Origin of the sequence: Vibrio syngnathi (assembly GCF_002119525.1) — a bacterium.
GTDB classification, from domain to species: Bacteria; Pseudomonadota; Gammaproteobacteria; order Enterobacterales; family Vibrionaceae; genus Vibrio; species Vibrio syngnathi.
Map to the genome: position 1 here is coordinate 323,496 of NZ_CP017916.1, position 19,296 is coordinate 342,791.

The window sequence follows — 19,296 nt, forward strand, 5'->3', positions numbered from 1 at the left end:
TACAGATGGCTAAGAAACCAGGAAAAGATTTTCGTAGTGCTCAGAGCGGCTTAAGTGAATTAAAGTCGCGCTTGTTATTCGTAATTGGTGCACTTTTAGTATTCCGAGCCGGCTCTTTTGTGCCGATCCCTGGTATTGACGCAGCTGTACTTGCCGATTTGTTCGATCAGCAAAAAGGTACCATCGTAGAAATGTTTAACATGTTCTCCGGTGGTGCTCTTGAGCGTGCATCTATATTAGCATTGGGTATCATGCCGTACATTTCGGCATCGATCGTAGTCCAATTGCTAACTGTAGTTCATCCAGCGTTAGCGGAACTCAAGAAAGAGGGTGAAGCAGGCCGTCGTAAGATAAGCCAATATACACGCTACGGCACGCTTGTACTTGCAACATTCCAAGCTATTGGTATCGCAACAGGCTTACCAAACATGGTCGACAATCTGGTTGTTATCAACCAAACCATGTTTACGCTTATTGCTACCGTGAGTTTAGTAACTGGTACCATGTTTTTGATGTGGTTAGGTGAACAAATCACTGAGCGAGGAATCGGTAATGGTATTTCCATTCTGATTTTTGCAGGTATTGTTGCTGGATTGCCTTCTGCAATCGGTCAAACAATCGAGCAAGCGCGTCAAGGTGAATTGCATGTGCTTCTTCTGTTGTTTATCGCGGTATTGTCTTTTGCTGTAATTTACTTCGTAGTTTTCATGGAACGTGGTCAACGTCGTATCGTCGTTAACTATGCGAAGCGTCAACAAGGTCGTAAAGTTTTTGCAGCTCAAAGCTCTCACTTGCCTCTTAAGATTAATATGGCAGGTGTTATTCCAGCGATTTTTGCATCAAGTATTATTTTGTTCCCAGGAACATTAGCGCAATGGTTTGGTCAAAATGGTGAAAGCAGCGCGTTCGGTTGGTTAACTGACGTGTCATTAGCTCTTAGCCCAGGTCAACCTTTGTATGTAATGCTTTATGCAGCAGCTATAATCTTCTTCTGTTTCTTCTATACAGCGTTGGTGTTTAACCCGCGTGAAACAGCTGATAATTTGAAGAAGTCTGGTGCATTCGTACCCGGTATCCGCCCAGGTGAGCAGACAGCGAAATATATCGATAAAGTGATGACTAGACTAACCCTTGCGGGCGCTCTATACATTACTTTTATATGTCTGATTCCTGAATTCATGATGGTCGCGTGGAACGTTCGTTTCTACTTCGGCGGCACATCACTACTAATCGTAGTGGTAGTTATCATGGATTTCATGGCACAGGTACAGACTCATCTGATGTCACAACAGTATGATTCTGTGTTAAAGAAAGCGAATCTGAAAGGTTACGGCCGTTAATCCGGTAGTAATTATTTCGATTCCATTTACGGAGTTTAGCAATGAAAGTTCGTGCTTCCGTTAAAAAAATCTGTCGTAACTGTAAAGTTATCAAGCGTAACGGTGTCGTTCGCGTGATTTGCAGTGAGCCAAAGCATAAGCAACGCCAAGGCTAATCAGCAGAAATTTTTACTTGAAATACTAGGTAGAGTCGAGTATATTCCTCGGCCTACCTTTTGCGTGCAAAAGAAGTAGTATGCCGCAGCGTATCCATCACGGGCTTTGCTGCGGATAATTCTTTTATGAACCCCCTTAGGAGTGAATAATGGCCCGTATAGCCGGCATTAACATTCCTGATCATAAGCATTCTGTAATTGCACTTACTGCAATCTACGGTATTGGTAAAACTCGCTCTCAAGCTATTCTAGCTGAAGTGGGTATTGCTGAAGATGCTAAGATCAGTGAACTAACTGAAGAGCAGATCGATCAACTGCGTGATGGTGTAGCTAAATACACTGTAGAAGGTGATCTACGTCGTGAAGTATCGATGAACATCAAGCGTCTTATGGACCTTGGCTGTTACCGCGGTCTTCGTCATCGTCGCAGTCTACCACTACGTGGACAGCGTACTAAAACCAACGCTCGTACCCGTAAGGGTCCGCGCAAGCCGATCAAGAAATAGTCGGATAAGGTAGAGTACAATGGCAAAACAACCAACTCGCGCGCGTAAGCGCGTACGCAAGCAAGTAGCTGATGGCGTAGCGCACATTCATGCTTCTTTCAACAACACAATCGTAACTATCACTGACCGTCAAGGCAACGCTCTTGCATGGGCTACAGCAGGTGGTTCAGGTTTCCGTGGTTCTCGTAAATCTACTCCGTTCGCAGCACAAGTTGCAGCTGAGCGTTGTGGTGAAATGGCTAAAGAATATGGCCTAAAGAACTTGGAAGTTATGGTTAAGGGTCCAGGTCCAGGTCGCGAATCTACTGTTCGTGCACTGAACGCTGCTGGTTTCCGTATCACTAACATTGTTGATGCGACACCAATCCCTCATAACGGTTGTCGTCCACCTAAGAAACGTCGCGTTTAAGTTTCGTTTCTAGGAATATTGGAGAAAGATCATGGCAAGATATTTGGGTCCTAAGCTGAAGCTTAGCCGTCGCGAAGGTACTGACTTATTCCTTAAGTCTGGTGTCCGTGCGATCGATACCAAGTGTAAAATTGATAACGCACCAGGTGTACACGGCGCTCGTCGCGGTCGTCTATCTGAGTATGGCGTTCAGCTTCGTGAGAAGCAAAAAGTTCGTCGTATTTACGGCGTTCTAGAAAAACAATTCCGCAACTACTACAAAGAAGCTGCACGTCTTAAAGGCAACACAGGTGCAAACCTGCTTCAGCTTCTTGAAGGTCGTCTTGATAACGTAGTTTACCGTATGGGCTTTGGCGCTACTCGTGCTGAATCTCGTCAACTAGTTAGCCACAAGTCTATTCTAGTTAACGGTAAAGTTGTAAACGTTCCTTCTTTCAAAGTAGCGGCAAACGACGTTGTTTCTATCCGCGAGAAAGCTAAACAGCAATCTCGTATTAAAGCGGCTCTAGAAGTTGCTGAACAACGTGAAAAGCCAACTTGGATTGAAGTAGATGCTGGCAAAATGGAAGGTACATTCAAGCGTATGCCTGAGCGTTCTGACCTATCAGCTGACATCAATGAACACTTGATCGTCGAACTTTACTCTAAGTAAGGTTAAAAAAAGAGAGGACACAATGCAGGGTTCTGTAACAGAATTTCTTAAGCCGCGTCTTGTTGACATTGAACAGATCAATACGACACACGCGAAAGTAACTCTTGAGCCATTAGAGCGCGGTTTCGGCCACACTCTAGGTAATGCTCTTCGCCGCATTCTTCTATCTTCTATGCCGGGTTGTGCCGTAACAGAAGTTGAAATTGAAGGTGTGCTACACGAATACAGCACTAAAGAAGGCGTTCAGGAAGATATCCTGGAAATCCTTCTAAACCTTAAAGGTTTAGCTGTACGCGTTGCTGAAGGCAAAGATGAAGTGTTTATTACACTGAACAAATCAGGCTCAGGCCCTGTTGTTGCAGGTGACATCACCCACGATGGTGATGTAGAGATCGCTAACCCTGAGCACGTAATTTGTCACCTAACGGATGACAATGCTGAGATCGCTATGCGTATCAAAGTAGAACGTGGTCGTGGTTACGTTCCAGCTTCAGCTCGTATCCATACTGAAGAAGATGAGCGTCCAATCGGTCGTCTACTTGTTGACGCTACTTACAGCCCGGTCGATAAAATCGCCTACGCTGTAGAAGCGGCACGTGTAGAACAACGTACTGACTTAGACAAGCTTGTTATCGATATGGAAACGAACGGTACTCTTGAACCTGAGGAAGCAATCCGTCGTGCAGCTACTATTTTAGCTGAACAATTGGATGCGTTCGTAGATCTTCGTGATGTACGTGTACCTGAGGAGAAGGAAGAGAAGCCAGAATTCGATCCTATCCTACTACGTCCTGTAGACGATCTTGAACTAACAGTTCGCTCTGCTAACTGTTTGAAGGCAGAAGCGATTCACTACATCGGTGATCTTGTACAGCGCACTGAGGTTGAGCTACTTAAAACGCCAAACCTTGGTAAGAAATCTCTTACAGAGATTAAAGATGTGCTTGCTTCACGTGGTCTTTCTCTAGGCATGCGTCTAGAAAACTGGCCACCAGCGTCAATCGCTGAAGATTAATCGAAAAGTTAGAAGGATTAGGTCATGCGCCATCGTAAAAGTGGTCGTCAACTCAACCGCAACAGCAGTCATCGCAAAGCGATGTTCAGCAACATGGCTAGCTCTCTTGTTCGTCACGAAGTTATTAAAACTACCGTGCCTAAAGCAAAAGAACTACGTCGCGTAATTGAGCCATTGATTACCCTAGCTAAGACAGACAGTGTTGCTAACCGTCGTCTTGCATTTGCTCGCACTCGTGATAACGAAGTTGTGGCAAAACTATTTAATGAACTAGGCCCGCGTTTCGCGGCTCGCCAAGGTGGTTACACTCGCATTCTTAAATGTGGTTTCCGTACTGGTGATAAAGCTCCAATGGCTTACATTGAGCTTGTAGACCGCCCAGCTGCTGAAGAAGCTGCTGAGTAATCTATACTAGATTCTTAATACAAAAGCCGAGCATTAGCTCGGCTTTTTTGTATCTGCAGAATAAGGAATAGATAATATAAATTGCACCATGATATTTGGCATTTTTTGTTTGTCTTATCTACGCCATTTTTCAAAAATATCTCGTATCTCGTATCTCGTATCTCGTATCTCGTATCTCGTATCTCGTATCTCGTATCTCGTATCTCGTATCTCGTATCTCGTATCTCAAATCCCTTTTATCCAACGCATAAAAAAGAGCACCGAAGTGCCCTTACCATATTTTTCAACTAATCAACTAATCAACTAATCAACTAATCGCTAAGGCCTACTGCCAAATAGCTGCAAGTGAATCCATCAGTCCGCTGGTTGCACCTTGAGATTGAAGTGTTTGAAGAATGATTGGCGCGAATGTTGTGATCATTGACGAATCCATACCTAACCCAGCAAACGCACTTTCAACGGCACCTTGCGAGCTTAATACTGACGATAGACCCGTAGAGTCAAGCGTCGACATGCCCGGAATCAGCGTTGCGAGTTCTTTGTTGTCTACAGAGCCAAGAGAATTTTGTGCAAGTGCCAGCATTGAACCGATGCCGCCGATTGCTTGATCGCTAGTTACAGACGTCTGATTAGCAACGGTATCAGCAAGTGGTGTTGTTTCGTTTTGCTGAGACCACATATTCACAGCTGCCATTAGTGCAGTTTGTGATAGTTGGGAATAGTTGGTATCTGATGTTGAACCGGTTTGTTCAGAGTCGCTAGTGCTAGCGCAAGAGACTACAGCAAGGCTGCTGAGCATAGTGATGAGTATTTTCTTCATTATTCTTCCTTAAGTAATAAAGTAATCGACCTATTCACTATAAACGAAAAACGGCGATGTAGTCACATCGCCGTTGGATTATTTTAATTTTATTTGCCTATAGTTTTTTGTTTTACTAAAGGTTTTTATAAAAATTAAAGAATTGCTAGAAGCTCTACTTCAAATACTAGAGCTGCAAATGGTGGGATTGCAGCACCTGCGCCGCGCTCACCGTATGCTAGATCTTGAGGGATGTATAGCTTCCACTTAGAGCCAACAGGCATCATTTGTAGAGCTTGTACCCAACCTTGAATTACGCCAGTTACTGGGAATTCAGCAGGTTGACCGCGAGATACAGAGCTGTCGAAAACAGTACCGTCAGTTAGTTCGCCGTGGTAGTGAACACGTACTTGCTTGTCTGCAGTAGGGATTTCGCCAGTACCTTCAGTTAGTACTTCGTACTGAAGACCAGACTCAAGAACTGTTACTTCTGAACGAAGAGCGTTGTCAGTTAGGAAAGCTTCGCCGTCAGCTGCTGCTGCTTTAGCTAGTTCTTGACGTGCAGCTTCACCACGAGTATGTAGCTCTTGTAGTGCGTTGTTGATTTCGTCAACTTCGATAGCTGGCATGTCACCAACTAGAGCTGTTGCGATACCAGCAGCGATTGCGTCAACGTTTAGGCCTTCAAGACCAGAACCAGCAAGTTGTTGGCCCATTTGTAGACCGATACCGTAGCTAGCTTTTTGCTCTACAGTTTCAAATTTTACTTCAGACATGAAAAGTCACTCTTTTTGTCAGTACGAAAAGGGTAAGAATACCAGTATTAGCAGGCTGAATAAACGGCTAGCCCCTGATCACTTACGCTTTACCGCGTCCAAATCACAGCTATGTCAATTTTCTTGCTTTGGTCTCTGTTGTAGCGGAAAGATCTATACTGTTGGTACTTTGGTTTTTATACTGTAGTTATTCAATGTATAGGACGCAGTGGCATGAATCGTCGTCAAAAGAAAAAACAGAAAGTAGACCACTTAGCAGAGTTCAAGGACCGACTGAATCAGGTCAAAGAGAAACTAAGCTCGATCGATCTAAAGAAAATGAAAACCTCAACAGTGCAAACTTGGGGATCATTGCCGAAATTACACCAGAAATTATTGATGGTGATTTCGCCGATCATATTAATCTTATTGTTTGCACCGCTACCAGAGCCTAAAGTAGACAACGCACCAGCAACATCTCGTGTTGAGCTTGAGATAAATACTGTTGGCTTAAGCGAGCTGAAAAATACTAAAAGTAATTCTTCTGAGCCAACCAGTTGGCAAGAGTATCTTGTTAAGCAAGGAGATACGTTAGCTCAAGTGTTCCGAAATAATGATCTACCGCTGTCTGATCTTAACGCTTTGGTTCGTATTGAAGGTGCAGACAAGCCGCTTAGCCAGATTCGTAAAGGCCAGCTGGTTCGATTCAAACTAGCCGAGACTGGGCAACTAGACATTCTTCAGCTTGAGAAAGGCAATACTTCGGTGATGTTTTTCCGGTTATCAGATGGTGGCTTTGGTCGCAGTAAATAGATGAATAGTGAACCTGAGTTAAAGCACTTCACCAGACACATATAAACGATAGAAAAGAGCTAAGCATTAGCTCTTTTTTTTGGTCGCTTGAAAGGGGCGAGTGGCAAGATGATGAGCATAATACCGATAAAGGTTAACGTATCTGGTATCTCATCAAACCATATTGCACCTATTAACGCGACAAACACCAGTCCTGAATACTCAGCCAAGGCAATTTGGCTAGAGTGTGCTTTTTGGTAGGCAGCAACCGCAAGGCCGTTGTAACTCAAGATTAACGTTGCACTGAGTGCTATGTATCCCAAATGCTCCACCGATACCGGTTGCCAGTATAGGAAGCACAGTACCAATGATGCTGGAATAGAGAATAACGTTGTCCACCACAGCGTAGTGATCACCGTTTGCTCACTCGGAAGCTTTCTTACCAATACATTGAACAGTGCGAGCGTCAGAGCTGTGCCTAATGCAAACAATGCAGCCCAATGAAATTGCGATGGCCTCAAGACAATCAGTGCGCCAATGAAGCCGATAGTGGTTGCTATCACCTTACCCAGTGCGGGTTGCTCTTTGAGTAGAAACATTGAGAGAGGCAGCATCAACAAGGGTGCGACGTAAAATACAGCGTTAGCGGTGGCCAAAGATAAATGGGTAATTGCGACGACCATACATCCACTGCCAATTAGTATTAACTGTCCGCGTATGATGGTCACTTTGGCTTTTTGTAAGCGTCGTTGTTCCTTTTTCTGTTGTAGCCACAAAGGAGTAATGATGAGCAGAGATATCAACTGTCGGAAGAAAATATACTGAAGAGGTGGCACTTCGCCATTCAATAGTTTTACCGCTACGTCCGAAAGTGAGGCAAACAAGTTACCTGCAATCAGTAATAGGATACCGACAGTGATATTCGACATTACTTCTCTAATCTCATATCGACGTGCGGAATATCGTCTTCCAAGTACATCTCAGAGATCGTTTTGAAGCCGTGGCTCGCATAGAAGTTTTCTAAGTGTTGTTGCGCACCAATATCGATAGTCGTGCTCGGCCAAAGAGCCTCACAGCGTGTTAACGCTTCTTTTATCAATTGATGGCCTAAACCATCACCTCTTGCCGATTGCTTCGTTGCCACTCGACCGATGCTCGTGTTGTCGTAAGAAGTTCCTGGTGGTAACAAGCGTGCACACGCCACTAACTCTGCATTAGCATAGCCAAGCAAGTGTTCAACACCTGCGATTGTGTCTTTACCGTCGAGCTCTGGATAAGGGCAATTTTGCTCAACAACGAACACATCGACTCGTAATTTAAGTAATTGATAAAGCTGTTGTGTTGAAAGTTCAGAGAAGGGAATTGAGTGCCAAGTGATCATGTTTACATCCAGAGGTTATCGATGCTCTGAATGTACTATGTGCGATGATTGTTGGCATTAACTATTGTTAATTCGACCTTTAATTCTGCTCAGGCTGATCGCTGTTATTCCTAGATAGGCCGCAATTTGATTGTCGTTCAAGCGCTGTTCAAGGTCGGGATAGTGCTCGCAGAAAAGCTGATAGCGTTGCTCTGGGGTATAGAGCAGCATAAAGCGTTCTTTATTTTCCTTATGCATCAGCTGAGTTTCTAACAACTTTAAATACAGAGGGTTGTTTGATGCCCGCCACTCGATAACTGCGTTCATTGGCAGTTCTAACATAGTAATTGGTGTGAGCGTTTCTAATAAGTAAGGGGACGCTTGGTTTTTTATCAAACTCTCAAAGCCGATGATCCAGTCTTGTTCCCAGTAGAACTCTTTGCTGTATTGCTTACCGTCATTAGTGAGGTAGCAAGCGTGGCACAATCCCTCAAGTACAAAGTAGATTGAACTCGCCATCTCACCTTGATTGATCAGGATGTGTCTGGTTGGCAGCTCAAGCGGTTTCGCGACGGCTAATAGAGATTCAATCTGACTTTCAGAGAAGTCGAAGCTTTGTAGTTGTTCGATAAAAGAGGTGTGCATGGAAATAACCTAACCCAAATAAGTGTCGAAATCATCGCACTTATTTGAGTATAGGTACAGAGCAGGCTAAATCAGCGTCGAGTGTGTTGCTCTAGGTAGTCTTGAGCGAGTTCTCTACCCATGTATTTAGCAAGAGTTTTCAATGGTACTTTCTTAAGATTAACCACAATCAAGCCATCTAGAGCATCATTAAATGATGGGTCGACGTTAAAGCACACCAATTTACCATTCATCCCTAGATACTGGCGCAGTAGTACTGGTAGGCCTTTTCCTTGCTCCATACGCGCTAACACTTTAGAGAGCAGAGGAACACTCGCCAATGACGATAACAGATGATTTTGCCAGAATACATGATTACTGGTATTGAGTGGTGACGAAGGAGAAACTAGATTCGCCTTTTCCTCATCGTAGTGGTGAATCGATAAGGTAGTCGCGATCAACAGACGAGCATTGTGACTGTAATCATTACTGATACTGACTGGGCCGAATAGGTGAGTGTATTGAGGATGACGATACACGAAGGCCGCGATTCCTTTCCATAAGAGTAACAGTGAGTTAAGGCTCTTTTGATAAGGCTTACTCACTACAGAACGCCCAAGCTCGATACTGTTGTCTAAGGTATCGATGAATTCTTGATTGTAGTTAAACAGGCTACGAGAGTAGAGGTTATCAAGCCCGTGCTCAGCGATGAGCTTGTCGACCATACCAAGTCGGTATGCACCCACTAATTCAGCCTTGGTTTTATTCCAAACAAACAGTTGGTGGTAGTAAAGGTCATACTCATCTAAATCACAGGCAAGCCCGCTGCCTTCTCCAACTTCTCGGAAACTCTCTTCTCTCACTCGACCAATTTCTCGCATCAAGTTGGGGATTGATTGGCTTGGTGTGCAGTAGACTTCGAAGTCACCTTGCTCGAGCAATTTCATCTCTTCAGGGAGTGAATTGATCTCTATTGCCAAGACTTCTTGTGGAATCGGAGCAATCACTTGAGTATCAAAAGAGGGCGCGTGGATTGGTGTGTTCGGGCTATCTTGTTGACTCATCAGGTAGGTATTGAGTCGCAGGTAGTTGACGATATCCATTTCTTGTTCAAACGATTTTATTTCTGAGTATGGAATCGAAGAGCCAATAGAGATAGCGATCGTGGTCGCTTGCTTATTGAGGAGTTCACGGCCGAGTAGAGCTGTTCTTAATAGTGGATGGACACGGCCAGCTTGATAGAAAAGCTCACTGTTTTTACCATTGATAAAGATAGGTACCGTAGTGGCTTGATGACGTTTGACGAATTTGGCTACCGATTTGCTCCATTCGATGTCTGTCAGTGTCTTTGCCCCTTTGCGGTAACTCGAGACTTCGCCCGCAGGGAACACAATCAGCAGTCCACCATCTGCTAAGTGACGATTGGCATCTCGAATCGCTTTGGCGTTGGTTCGTTTCGATTCTTTACTGTTAAAGACATCGACTCCGATGAAAAGATCATCCAGTTCAGGCAATCGCTTGAGTAACTCATTGGCCAAAACCTTCACATCCTTTCTGACCGATCCTACGAGATCGGCAAGGATCACACCTTCAATGGCGCCAAGTGGGTGGTTCGCCACAATCACCACCGGTCCTTCTTCCGGGATGTTTTCCGTGCTTCCCGATACAACCGAGTAATCGATATTGAGCGCCGATAGGGTGTAATTCATGAATTCGAAACTAGATAACTCGTTTTGTCGATCTTGATAGAGTCGGTCTAACTTAGATAGCCCTGTTGCCCACTCGACAACAGACTCACCTAAACCAAAAGGTGTGTAACGTGGTAAACGAAAAGGACTATCAATCATAATGAAGCTACCTTATTTAATCAGTTGCGGCCAAACTTTATCGGCTTGTTGAATATGTTGTGCTTGGTCTTGCTCCCAACGCTGTTTAATCTCTTGGTCGTAGTTGAGGTAAAGCTTGTTATCAACAATCGTCCATTGGTTCGGGTCTCCGGGTGCAAAATCACTTTTTGCTGATACTGCCCAAGCGCAATAGCCACCATATTGAGGGGCATATTTTTCAGGATTATTAACAAATAAAGTCAGATTCTTTTCAGAAGAGAAATACCAGTCCGCACCCTTGTACTCGGTGCTGAATTTTTTACTGCCTTCGACGGGGTTGCCTGAAGTGAAATACGCGACAGTATCGTAACCATCGAGTGCCTTGCTGCTAAAGAATCCGGTGTAGATTTCATCGGCGGCAAATACGTATGGGCTAACAAGTAGCATGACCATGGTTAATAGTTTTCTCATGATGGACTCCTATAGATTGATTACGGGTGATAAATCGAAGGTAAAGCGCTGTTGATTTATCTGGCATGGCTTAATGGGTTCACAAGGCGATCCGGGTGCATAAAACATAGAGGCTTGGCCGTGTAGATTGCGTAAGTGTGTAAAGCTCACCGTATGTGCGTCTTCACGATGCATACAGGTCGCTAAATGAGGCTGTTCGCTATGATGGTGAGAGTGAAATTGAAGTAAGTTCTGCTGATTCTTACCTGTTGTCATAAGCTGATCGTATTTTGCTTGTCGGTAGGCTTGTACTCGCTCTAAATCAACACCGGATGAGAAGAGTGGAGAATCAGTGTCGACGATGTGCTGTTGAATACCATCCCACATGTAGGCGATAACCAACCCATTGTTCTGAGTTAAGTTCGGCGCAAAAGCCAACAAGGTAAACGGGGCAAAAGAGTGCAGGTCGAGCTGATGAAATGCTTCAGAGAGCTGACTGATGTTACGACTCGATGATAGATTCTTGAGTAGCAAACCACGGCTGACTAAAGGTCCAACAGGGACTATGCCTTGATAGTTATTGAGTAGGCATAGTGAAAGCCCGAACTCATTGATACTGATCCAGCTACCACCGCCAGTTGGGTCGAGTGGCATGATGATATCGACGCCGTTAACTCGATACTGTTTAGGCGGCATTGCTAGTGCTCGCGTCTTTTGTTCGTCACGGTTAAAAAAGACCTGATAACCATTTTCTTCAAGCAGCCAAGATACTGAACACATGATTATTGCTCCCTCAGATAGCTGCTGGTGGTTGGGGCATAACCAAAGGTATTGCATGTTTCGACATCAAGAAAGGTCGTGATCACCTTGATCATCGCATAGTGATGATTGGCATGCAGAGCAGCAAAGGTGACCTCTCTTTCTAACGTAGAAGGCAGGCTGGCGAATACTTGTGTATCCATTGAAACTTCGGTTTGGATCATGATAGGCGCTTCGAGATCTCTGCGGTCTAGTCGTTCAAGCCAGTTGATCACATAATGGATCTCTTTTACTGCAATTGAGCGGTCGTATTCGACGGGATGACCACGACGGCGAGTGTTGTAATCAACGGTCGCATTCTCTTTTAAAATTAAAGCGTGAAAAAGATCGAGCGTGTGACGAGTATGCTCACCAATAGAGCTTGTGACGTGCGGCTTTGCTCGTGTCAGATAGTCGCTGTCAGATATCGCTAACAAAAACTCTAGACCCTGATTCAATATCTCTACCGCTCCTTTGATACTAGGAGAGAAAGAAGTGAGGGCGATCGGTTGGGCTATGGGGTTCATTCATGGTCCTCGTACAAAGTTAGTCAGTGGTCGGATATTGTTGAACAAGACGTCGCTCTTCTTGCCACGCAGCGAATAAGCTCTTGAAAGAAGGAGTCTTATGGCCTCGTTGTTTTTGCTGAGCGCCAATATCAAAAAGAATACGGTATTGCAGAAGTAGCGTAGAAAATATCTCTCGCAGCGGTGTATTGCGATCCCAGATATGCCCTGCCTCACTGCTTGCGCCATTGACCTCAAGGATCGTGAAATCCTCGCCGTTCATTAGGCTGTGCATGTCCTTAAACTTGACGTCGAGTCGGCCAAAATGAAAACCATCGAAGTCATCGAATATCTCGTCTAAACGTTCAGTTAAAGCCCGAGTGATGTATTGATTGCCATCGCGGAAGATGCAGCCACGGCTATGGCTTCCTGCGAACGCGAGTTGGAACTCTTCGCTCTCTGCGAGCACTTGATCCAATTTATCTTCATGTCTTGGTAGATAAAGGTGACTAATCTGCCCAGCACGCGGGCTATTTTCAATTAATTGTTTGAGTGTCGAGCTGCCATCACCCACCACCATGGGTGCGTATTTGAGTGTGATCGAGATGATCTCGCCTTGCTTTTTGTTTGGGTAGCGAACATAGAAAACACCCGCTTCGGCTTGATAAGGCGCCTTTTCTTGCAATAGAAAGCGAGCGTTATTTGGGAAAGATTCAACATACTGCTCAAGTTGATCTTGTGTGTTGATCAGCTTGACGCCAACACCTCGGCAGCCAAGATCCGGTTTGGCCACAATCGGAAAATCGAGATCGGATTGTATGAGTGCGCGGCGTGCATCTTCAGCTTGTTTCTTACCGCTGAGATCCGTTTTGGTTAGGGTAATGAACGGTGAGATCCAACGTTGACTTGAAGATCCGGCAAGGCTCAATATCTCGTGCTTTGATTCGCCGACCATACCACTGAGTTTGATGCTCGGATTGGCGATGAGCGGGAGCGCCCAGTCAAAGTGTCGTAACCCTTGCATCAGGCTTTGAATCACCACTGGCGTGTAGAAAAACCAAGTTGGAAGAAACTCGTAAGGAGAGACACTGCGCACGGTATCTTTTTCAAGCAGGGGCATGCCTGCATTAATTTGATGCGCTGGAATGATGCGAATATCTTGCGGTGAACTCATGATAATCCTCTAGAGTAGGTTTTATTCATTAATCGATTACCGATAAACAGCAAAGCGATGGCACACGGGATGATGATCCATTGATATTCAGAGGCTTGCAGCCACGCTGATGTCCCTAAATAGTAGATGGCAGAGAAGACAATGCCAGTCCAGAGCGCAGTGGCACTAATAACGGCAAATAAGAAAGTAGGCAGTGGGATGGCGAAAAAGCCACTTAAGGTAAAACCGACGGTACGAAGCCCGGGAATAAAACGGATGATAAACAGACTGCTGAACGCGTTTTGACGTAATTTAAAGCGAAGTGCACGAAAGTACTTATTAGTGAGAGCTTTGTAACGAACGCTTCGGAAATAACGTCCTGATTTACCTAGGTAATAAAGACCTAAGTCACCCGTGGCAATGCCGATGAAAATGGCAAGCAGGGCATATTGAGGAAGAATGAGCCCTTGAGTGGCTAAACCGGCAGCGGTAACAATCGCCAGATCTTCAAGCAGGTAAGAAAGCGCAATAATGCCAAGCATCAGCCATAACAGCGACTCCTCCCCTGAATTTAACCATGCTTGAATGCTCTCGATGGTGCCCATCAAATGTCCTTATCTATCCTATTAACGAATGGCTTAATGGCCATTCATTGAGTGTAGTAAATTAAATAGACAGGAGGAGCTGAGAAAAACTTACAGATGATTGAGGATTTTTTGTGCGAGCTTGATTCAATCCGTGGTTTGGAATGCGTTGTTTAAGTCGATCTTAAAGCGAAAATATGGTGTTTTTAAAGTGGATCTTAAAGCGAAAAATATGGTGATTTTAAAGTGGATCTATCGAGTATTTGGCGTTGAAAGTAGGGCGTTGGATATGGGGATCCCATATGAAAAAGAAAAAGGCTGAGTCGTTAAACTCAGCCTTTCAGAACATTAACTATCGATTACTTAAGCAATCTATTTAGTTAGGTCAATCTGGTAAACAGCAAAACCAACATCGTCAGTCGCAACGCGTTTCATCGGGTATTGACCCTTTTCTTTGATGAACTCTGCCGCTTTCTCGCTTGGAGACGTTTCAAAGCGGATATCTAGCTTTTTATCCGTTTTGATTGGCGCAAATGACCAGTTGTTATCAGCCGTTGGGCTCACTTGACCTTGCTCTTTGCTCACTCGAGATATGTAGTTCGCTAGAACAGTACGGTTCTCATCTGGTGCATCAAATGCGATGAAGTCTTCACCCGTACCAGGGAACTTATTGCTGTATGCACGGTAGTTGTTGGTCGCGATGATGAAGTCTTGCTTCATATCGATTGGCTTACCTTGGTAAGTTAGACCAACGATACGCTCAGAACCTTCGTTAATAACCTTACAGTTACCATCATATTTTGCTGGCTGTGTAACATCAATTTGGTACTCAACGCCATCGATAACATCAAAGTTGTAAGTGCGGAAGCCATCCCAATCAATAAGCTGCTGAGGTGCAGTGCTGTTTACGTCGATTTGTTGGAATTGACCTGTAGTACACTCTAGCCACTCTTTTACTTCTTTACCGGTTACCTTCATCGCAACTAGCGTGTTCGGGTAAAGGTATAAGTCAGCCGCGTTACGGAACGTTAGTTGACCAGACTCTACTTCAGTAAAGTTCGCTGGGTCATTCTTACGGCCACCCGCTTTAAATGGAGCTGCTGCTGAAAGGACAGGAATATCGGCTAGATCAGGGTCACCTTGAATGAAACGCTCTACGTAATCTTTTTGTGCAAGGTTAACAATCTGTACTGTTGGATCGTCTTGAACAAGTGCCAAGAAGCTGTACATCACGTCGCTTGCTTTACCGATTGGTTGGTTAACGAAATCACGTGTACCTATGTGATCTGCTTCTAGTGCTTTAACGATACCAGTATCAGCGTCAGCAAGAGATTTCTTTTCGATTTTGTCGTAGATAGGGCGTGCTTCTGATTGGCCTTTAACGACTTCCCACTTACCGTCTTTTTGTGCAAGTGTTAGATCCATGACACCAACGTGGCTACCCCAACGACCAGGCATTACTGCTGCAACGCCGTTCATTGTGCCCGTTTCGTTGTCGATGCCTTGAATGTCATCAAAACCTTTACCTGGGAACACGGCGTGAGAGTGGCCGAATGCGATAGCATCAATGCCGTCTACTTCAGATAGGTAGAACGTTGAGTTCTCTTCGCCATTTTTGTATGGGTCAGTTGATACGCCTGAGTGAGGGATAGCAACGATGACTTCAGCGCCTTCCGCTTTCATTTGAGGCACTAACTCGTTAGCTGTCTCAATGATATCGCGAGCGGTCACTTTACCTTCAAGGTTCTTCTTATCCCACGTCATGATTTGTGGTGGAACAAAACCGATATAACCCACTTTCACTTCATGTTCTACGCCAGCAGTATCTTCAAAGGTGTGTGTCTTGATGATGTAAGGCGTGAAGTAGTGTTCTTTGTTTTCTGCGTCGTAAACGTTAGCACTGATGTATGGGAAATCAGCGTCGTTGATAGACTCTTTTAGGAACTCAAGACCGTAGTTGAATTCATGGTTACCTAGGTTTGCAGCGTCGTAATTTAGTTGGTTCATTGCTTTATATGCAGGGTGAACTTCGCCCGCTTCGATGCCTTTGTCTGCCATGTAGTCACCCATAGGGCTACCTTGCAGCAAGTCACCGTTATCAACTAATACGCTGTTGGTTACTTCGCTTTGAGCTTCTTTTACTAGAGTTGCAGTACGTGCTAAGCCGATTTTTTTCGATGGCTTGTCTTTGTAGTAGTCGTAATCCATTAGGTTGGTATGGATATCCGTCGTTTCTACGACACGTAATTTAATCACTTCATCGGTATCTGGTGTTGTTGTACAGCCTGCTAAAGTCAGACCAAGACCCGCAAGTACAGCCAATGACAAAGGTTTCATTGCAACTTTCATTTTGGAGCTCCAAAGTGGATTAGTAGAAAATTCGTTGCGTAATGTAACAAAATGGAATGAAACAATGATTACAACGAATGTTAATTCGTGACTTAGATCGATTCCTTTATGGTGTTCTGCAAGGCGCCTCCCAAAGCTGCTCAATCGATACGCAATTTATATCGATAATATTAGTCCATTCATTTCACCTGCTTATCGATAAATTCAGTCCCTTATCAGCTTTTCGAATAAAAAATGAAATTTTAGAATTTCCAGTAATATGAGAGGCTCGTCATAATGCTTATATCAAGGACGTATCAGGCAGACGAATAGCAAGGATAGCTCAAAACGAAGCTTCTGTTTTCTTCTAGTGCCAATACTCCCATTCACTTAAGTGGATGAGTTAAATCCCATGCTTGGTAAGACCAAGTAATGAATTGCTCGTAACGCGAGCCTTAAAGGAAGCACTGAAATGGACCAAGAACGTTTAACCCACCTAAAGCAGCTCGAAGCGGAAAGTATTCATATTATCCGTGAAGTGGCGGCTGAGTTTGATAACCCAGTGATGATGTACTCCATCGGTAAAGATTCTTCTGTGATGCTTCATTTAGCTCGCAAAGCGTTTTATCCAGGCAAGATTCCATTCCCACTATTGCACGTTGATACGGATTGGAAATTCCGCGAGATGATTGAGTTTCGTGATCGTACGGCTAAAAAGTACGGCTTTGACCTTTTAGTACATAAGAACCCAGAAGGTATTGAGATGGGTTGTAGCCCATTCGTACATGGTTCTTCGAAGCACACGGACATCATGAAAACACAGGGCCTTAAGCAGGCGTTAAACAAGTACGGGTTCGATGCCGCTTTCGGAGGTGCACGTCGTGATGAAGAAAAATCTCGAGCGAAAGAGCGTGTTTATTCTTTCCGCGATAAGAACCATACATGGGATCCAAAGAATCAGCGTCCAGAGCTTTGGCATACCTACAACGGCCAGGTTAATAAGGGCGAAAGCATTCGTGTCTTCCCGCTATCTAACTGGACTGAGCTCGATATCTGGCAATACATCTACCTAGAGAGCATCGATATTGTTCCACTTTACCTTTCAGATAAACGTCCTGTGGTTGAGCGTGATGGCATGCTGATCATGGTTGATGATGACCGTATGGAACTGCAAGAAGGTGAAGTGATTGAAGAGAAAAGCGTTCGTTTTCGTACTTTAGGCTGTTACCCATTAACCGGAGCGGTTGAATCTGAGGCGAATACGCTAACAGGCATTATTGAAGAAATGCTGGTGGCGACGTCTAGTGAGCGTCAAGGTCGAGCGATTGACCATGATCAGTCGGGCTCTATGGAGCTGAAAAAGCGCCAAGGTTATTTCTAAGAATCTAAGGAAAGAAAAATGAATAGTGCAGTAGAAGCCGAATTGGCTGAACTAGGGATTGAAGGTTATCTAAGTCAGCATCAGCATAAATCTATGCTTAGATTTTTAACTTGTGGCTCGGTAGATGATGGTAAAAGTACCTTAATCGGCCGTTTACTCCATGATACAAAACAGATTTATGAAGATCAGCTAGCGGCGGTTCACTCAGATAGCCAACGAGTGGGTACCACAGGTGAGAAGCCTGACTTGGCACTGCTTGTTGATGGTCTGCAGGCTGAGCGTGAGCAAGGGATTACGATCGATGTGGCTTATCGTTACTTCTCGACTCAAAAGCGTAAATTCATTATTGCTGATACCCCAGGGCATGAGCAGTACACGCGTAACATGGCAACCGGCGCTTCAACGTGTGATCTGGCTGTGATCTTGATTGATGCTCGTAAGGGCGTTCTGGATCAAACACGTCGTCACTCGTTTATTTCTAACCTGCTTGGTTTGAAGCATTTCATTGTCGCAGTCAACAAGATGGATCTGGTGGAGTATTCACAAGATCGTTTTGAAGAGATTCGCGATCAATATCTAGAGTTTGCTGAGAACTTAGAGGGCGAAACTAACATTCAGATTCTGCCAGTTTCGGCGCTTGAAGGCATCAACGTTGCAGCGCCAAGTAAAGAGCTTGCATGGTTCGAAGGCCCATCTCTATTAGAAGTGCTAGAGAACGTCGATATTGACCAAAAACGCTCTGCGGGTGAATTCCGATTCCCTGTGCAGTATGTCAATCGTCCTAACTTAGATTTTCGTGGCTTTGCCGGCACAGTCGCTTCTGGTCGTGTCAGCGTCGGTGATGAAATCAAGGCATTGCCTTCAGGTAAAACCTCGAAGGTGGCAAGCATTGTGACCTTTGATGGTGAACTTGAATCAGCACAAGCCGGTTTGGCGGTAACGCTGACTCTTGAAGATGAGATCGATATCAGTCGTGGTGATTTGATTGTGCTGGAAAACGCGCAAATTGAATCTACTAACTATGTATTGGCTGACATCGTGTGGATGACAGAACAACCACTGCAACCGGGCAAAGCTTACGACATCAAAATCGCAGGCAAGAAAACCGTCGGTCAGGTTGAAACGGTTCGTCACCAATATGACATCAACAACCTGTCGACTTACGCTGTCGATGAGTTGCCACTGAATGGCATTGGCTTGTGTGAATGGTCACTGAACGAGACTGTCGCGCTGGATAAATACCGTGAGAGTGCTGATACCGGTGGTTTCATCGTTATCGACCGATTAACTAACGTGACGGTTGGTGCGGGTTTGATTCGAGACCGTTTGGACTCTGTTGAACAGCAAGTTGGCAACTTCTCTGCATTTGAACTTGAGTTCAACGCATTGGTACGCAAGCACTTCCCTCATTGGGATGCCAAAGATCTAAGCCAACTACTGAAGTCATAAACGACCAAG

At 44.7% G+C, this 19,296-nt stretch carries 22 protein-coding genes; 10 read left to right on the forward strand and 12 right to left on the reverse strand.

What is annotated here, in order from left to right; genetic code table 11:
* The first annotated feature begins 5 nt into the window (after positions 1-5).
* The 7 genes from secY to rplQ all read left to right on the forward strand — a co-directional run bounded on the left by secY (position 6) and on the right by rplQ (position 4,482).
* Positions 6-1,340 (forward strand): preprotein translocase subunit SecY, encoded by a 1,335-nt coding sequence (gene secY / locus K08M4_RS01565; RefSeq protein ID WP_004736759.1) that lies wholly within the window; start codon positions 6-8, stop codon positions 1,338-1,340.
* A gap of 41 nt (positions 1,341-1,381) precedes the next feature.
* On the forward strand, positions 1,382-1,495 hold the full coding sequence (gene rpmJ / locus K08M4_RS01570) for a 50S ribosomal protein L36 (protein ID WP_000868186.1): 114 nt from the start codon (positions 1,382-1,384) through the stop codon (positions 1,493-1,495).
* A gap of 149 nt (positions 1,496-1,644) precedes the next feature.
* Positions 1,645-2,001, forward strand: a complete 357-nt coding sequence (gene rpsM / locus K08M4_RS01575) for a 30S ribosomal protein S13 (protein WP_004738779.1) — start codon at positions 1,645-1,647, stop codon at positions 1,999-2,001.
* Between the two features lie 19 nt (positions 2,002-2,020).
* Entirely contained in the window at positions 2,021-2,410 is a 390-nt protein-coding gene (rpsK, locus tag K08M4_RS01580) for a 30S ribosomal protein S11 (protein ID WP_004738778.1), read from the forward strand.
* Between the two features lie 31 nt (positions 2,411-2,441).
* Positions 2,442-3,062, forward strand: a complete 621-nt coding sequence (gene rpsD, locus K08M4_RS01585) for a 30S ribosomal protein S4 (RefSeq protein WP_004738777.1) — start codon at positions 2,442-2,444, stop codon at positions 3,060-3,062.
* 22 nt (positions 3,063-3,084) lie between these two features.
* The gene (locus K08M4_RS01590) at positions 3,085-4,077 is read left to right on the forward strand and encodes a DNA-directed RNA polymerase subunit alpha (protein ID WP_004729813.1); all 993 of its coding nucleotides are present in this window, start codon (positions 3,085-3,087) and stop codon (positions 4,075-4,077) included.
* Positions 4,078-4,101: 24 nt separating this feature from the next.
* The gene (gene rplQ / locus K08M4_RS01595) at positions 4,102-4,482 is read left to right on the forward strand and encodes a 50S ribosomal protein L17 (protein WP_004729812.1); all 381 of its coding nucleotides are present in this window, start codon (positions 4,102-4,104) and stop codon (positions 4,480-4,482) included.
* 325 nt (positions 4,483-4,807) lie between these two features.
* On the opposite strand, the gene K08M4_RS01600 is transcribed toward rplQ, so the two are convergent.
* Together K08M4_RS01600 and bamJ are read right to left on the reverse strand one after the other, a co-directional pair.
* On the reverse strand, positions 4,808-5,302 hold the full coding sequence (locus K08M4_RS01600; protein ID WP_086048645.1) for a DUF2780 domain-containing protein: 495 nt from the start codon (positions 5,300-5,302) through the stop codon (positions 4,808-4,810).
* A 134-nt stretch (positions 5,303-5,436) separates the two neighbouring features.
* Positions 5,437-6,057, reverse strand: coding sequence for a BamJ family beta-barrel-assembly machinery protein (gene bamJ / locus K08M4_RS01605; RefSeq protein ID WP_017078817.1), 621 nt, complete (start codon positions 6,055-6,057; stop codon positions 5,437-5,439).
* Positions 6,058-6,270: 213 nt separating this feature from the next.
* Here bamJ and K08M4_RS01610 point away from each other — a divergent pair, with 213 nt between their 5' ends.
* On the forward strand, positions 6,271-6,849 hold the full coding sequence (locus K08M4_RS01610) for a LysM-like peptidoglycan-binding domain-containing protein (RefSeq protein WP_086048646.1): 579 nt from the start codon (positions 6,271-6,273) through the stop codon (positions 6,847-6,849).
* Positions 6,850-6,908: 59 nt separating this feature from the next.
* Here K08M4_RS01610 and K08M4_RS01615 read toward each other — a convergent pair whose 3' ends face one another.
* The 10 genes from K08M4_RS01615 to K08M4_RS01660 all read right to left on the reverse strand — a co-directional run bounded on the left by K08M4_RS01615 (position 6,909) and on the right by K08M4_RS01660 (position 16,478).
* Positions 6,909-7,757 (reverse strand): DMT family transporter, encoded by an 849-nt coding sequence (locus K08M4_RS01615; RefSeq protein WP_086048647.1) that lies wholly within the window; start codon positions 7,755-7,757, stop codon positions 6,909-6,911.
* Positions 7,757-8,209 (reverse strand): GNAT family N-acetyltransferase, encoded by a 453-nt coding sequence (locus tag K08M4_RS01620; protein WP_086048648.1) that lies wholly within the window; start codon positions 8,207-8,209, stop codon positions 7,757-7,759. The genes K08M4_RS01615 and K08M4_RS01620 overlap by 1 nt, the downstream gene beginning before the upstream one ends.
* Positions 8,210-8,266: 57 nt before the next feature.
* Positions 8,267-8,833: a Crp/Fnr family transcriptional regulator gene (locus K08M4_RS01625; RefSeq protein WP_004735262.1), complete on the reverse strand. Its 567-nt coding sequence runs from the start codon at positions 8,831-8,833 to the stop codon at positions 8,267-8,269.
* A 71-nt stretch (positions 8,834-8,904) separates the two neighbouring features.
* A complete protein-coding gene (locus K08M4_RS01630) occupies positions 8,905-10,659 on the reverse strand; it encodes a bifunctional lysophospholipid acyltransferase family protein/GNAT family N-acetyltransferase (protein WP_086048649.1) in 1,755 nt (584 codons plus the stop codon).
* A gap of 12 nt (positions 10,660-10,671) precedes the next feature.
* Positions 10,672-11,109 (reverse strand): YHS domain-containing (seleno)protein, encoded by a 438-nt coding sequence (locus tag K08M4_RS01635; protein ID WP_086048650.1) that lies wholly within the window; start codon positions 11,107-11,109, stop codon positions 10,672-10,674.
* A 9-nt stretch (positions 11,110-11,118) separates the two neighbouring features.
* Positions 11,119-11,868 carry an NRDE family protein gene (locus tag K08M4_RS01640; RefSeq protein ID WP_017078812.1) on the reverse strand — a complete coding sequence of 250 codons (750 nt, stop codon included), beginning with the start codon at positions 11,866-11,868 and terminating at the stop codon, positions 11,119-11,121.
* Positions 11,869-11,870: 2 nt separating this feature from the next.
* Entirely contained in the window at positions 11,871-12,413 is a 543-nt protein-coding gene (locus K08M4_RS01645) for a hypothetical protein (protein ID WP_086048651.1), read from the reverse strand.
* 19 nt (positions 12,414-12,432) lie between these two features.
* Positions 12,433-13,566, reverse strand: a complete 1,134-nt coding sequence (locus tag K08M4_RS01650) for an ATP-grasp domain-containing protein (RefSeq protein ID WP_086048652.1) — start codon at positions 13,564-13,566, stop codon at positions 12,433-12,435.
* Positions 13,563-14,150 (reverse strand): DedA family protein, encoded by a 588-nt coding sequence (locus K08M4_RS01655; RefSeq protein ID WP_086048653.1) that lies wholly within the window; start codon positions 14,148-14,150, stop codon positions 13,563-13,565. The genes K08M4_RS01650 and K08M4_RS01655 overlap by 4 nt, the downstream gene beginning before the upstream one ends.
* 351 nt (positions 14,151-14,501) lie before the next feature.
* The gene (locus K08M4_RS01660; RefSeq protein ID WP_086048654.1) at positions 14,502-16,478 is read right to left on the reverse strand and encodes a bifunctional 2',3'-cyclic-nucleotide 2'-phosphodiesterase/3'-nucleotidase; all 1,977 of its coding nucleotides are present in this window, start codon (positions 16,476-16,478) and stop codon (positions 14,502-14,504) included.
* Positions 16,479-16,893: 415 nt separating this feature from the next.
* Between K08M4_RS01660 and cysD the strand changes: the two genes are divergently transcribed.
* Both cysD and cysN read left to right on the forward strand, forming a co-directional pair.
* Positions 16,894-17,838 (forward strand): sulfate adenylyltransferase subunit CysD, encoded by a 945-nt coding sequence (cysD, locus tag K08M4_RS01665; protein WP_226088532.1) that lies wholly within the window; start codon positions 16,894-16,896, stop codon positions 17,836-17,838.
* An 18-nt stretch (positions 17,839-17,856) separates the two neighbouring features.
* Entirely contained in the window at positions 17,857-19,287 is a 1,431-nt protein-coding gene (gene cysN / locus K08M4_RS01670; RefSeq protein WP_086048655.1) for a sulfate adenylyltransferase subunit CysN, read from the forward strand.
* Positions 19,288-19,296: the final 9 nt, after the last annotated feature.

Excerpts from the sequence above, each read along its gene's own strand:
- secY (WP_004736759.1), top strand. The coding sequence starts at position 6 with ATGGCTAAGAAACCAGGAAAAGATTTTCGTAGTGCTCAGAGCGGCTTA.
- rpmJ (WP_000868186.1), top strand. The coding sequence starts at position 1,382 with ATGAAAGTTCGTGCTTCCGTTAAAAAAATCTGTCGTAACTGTAAAGTT.
- rpsM (WP_004738779.1), top strand. The coding sequence starts at position 1,645 with ATGGCCCGTATAGCCGGCATTAACATTCCTGATCATAAGCATTCTGTA.
- rpsK (WP_004738778.1), top strand. The coding sequence starts at position 2,021 with ATGGCAAAACAACCAACTCGCGCGCGTAAGCGCGTACGCAAGCAAGTA.
- rpsD (WP_004738777.1), top strand. The coding sequence starts at position 2,442 with ATGGCAAGATATTTGGGTCCTAAGCTGAAGCTTAGCCGTCGCGAAGGT.
- K08M4_RS01590 (WP_004729813.1), top strand. The coding sequence starts at position 3,085 with ATGCAGGGTTCTGTAACAGAATTTCTTAAGCCGCGTCTTGTTGACATT.
- rplQ (WP_004729812.1), top strand. The coding sequence starts at position 4,102 with ATGCGCCATCGTAAAAGTGGTCGTCAACTCAACCGCAACAGCAGTCAT.
- K08M4_RS01600 (WP_086048645.1), bottom strand. The coding sequence starts at position 5,302 with ATGAAGAAAATACTCATCACTATGCTCAGCAGCCTTGCTGTAGTCTCT.
- bamJ (WP_017078817.1), bottom strand. The coding sequence starts at position 6,057 with ATGTCTGAAGTAAAATTTGAAACTGTAGAGCAAAAAGCTAGCTACGGT.
- K08M4_RS01610 (WP_086048646.1), top strand. The coding sequence starts at position 6,271 with ATGAATCGTCGTCAAAAGAAAAAACAGAAAGTAGACCACTTAGCAGAG.
- K08M4_RS01615 (WP_086048647.1), bottom strand. The coding sequence starts at position 7,757 with ATGTCGAATATCACTGTCGGTATCCTATTACTGATTGCAGGTAACTTG.
- K08M4_RS01620 (WP_086048648.1), bottom strand. The coding sequence starts at position 8,209 with ATGATCACTTGGCACTCAATTCCCTTCTCTGAACTTTCAACACAACAG.
- K08M4_RS01625 (WP_004735262.1), bottom strand. The coding sequence starts at position 8,833 with ATGCACACCTCTTTTATCGAACAACTACAAAGCTTCGACTTCTCTGAA.
- K08M4_RS01630 (WP_086048649.1), bottom strand. The coding sequence starts at position 10,659 with ATGATTGATAGTCCTTTTCGTTTACCACGTTACACACCTTTTGGTTTA.
- K08M4_RS01635 (WP_086048650.1), bottom strand. The coding sequence starts at position 11,109 with ATGAGAAAACTATTAACCATGGTCATGCTACTTGTTAGCCCATACGTA.
- K08M4_RS01640 (WP_017078812.1), bottom strand. The coding sequence starts at position 11,868 with ATGTGTTCAGTATCTTGGCTGCTTGAAGAAAATGGTTATCAGGTCTTT.
- K08M4_RS01645 (WP_086048651.1), bottom strand. The coding sequence starts at position 12,413 with ATGAACCCCATAGCCCAACCGATCGCCCTCACTTCTTTCTCTCCTAGT.
- K08M4_RS01650 (WP_086048652.1), bottom strand. The coding sequence starts at position 13,566 with ATGAGTTCACCGCAAGATATTCGCATCATTCCAGCGCATCAAATTAAT.
- K08M4_RS01655 (WP_086048653.1), bottom strand. The coding sequence starts at position 14,150 with ATGGGCACCATCGAGAGCATTCAAGCATGGTTAAATTCAGGGGAGGAG.
- K08M4_RS01660 (WP_086048654.1), bottom strand. The coding sequence starts at position 16,478 with ATGAAAGTTGCAATGAAACCTTTGTCATTGGCTGTACTTGCGGGTCTT.
- cysN (WP_086048655.1), top strand. The coding sequence starts at position 17,857 with ATGAATAGTGCAGTAGAAGCCGAATTGGCTGAACTAGGGATTGAAGGT.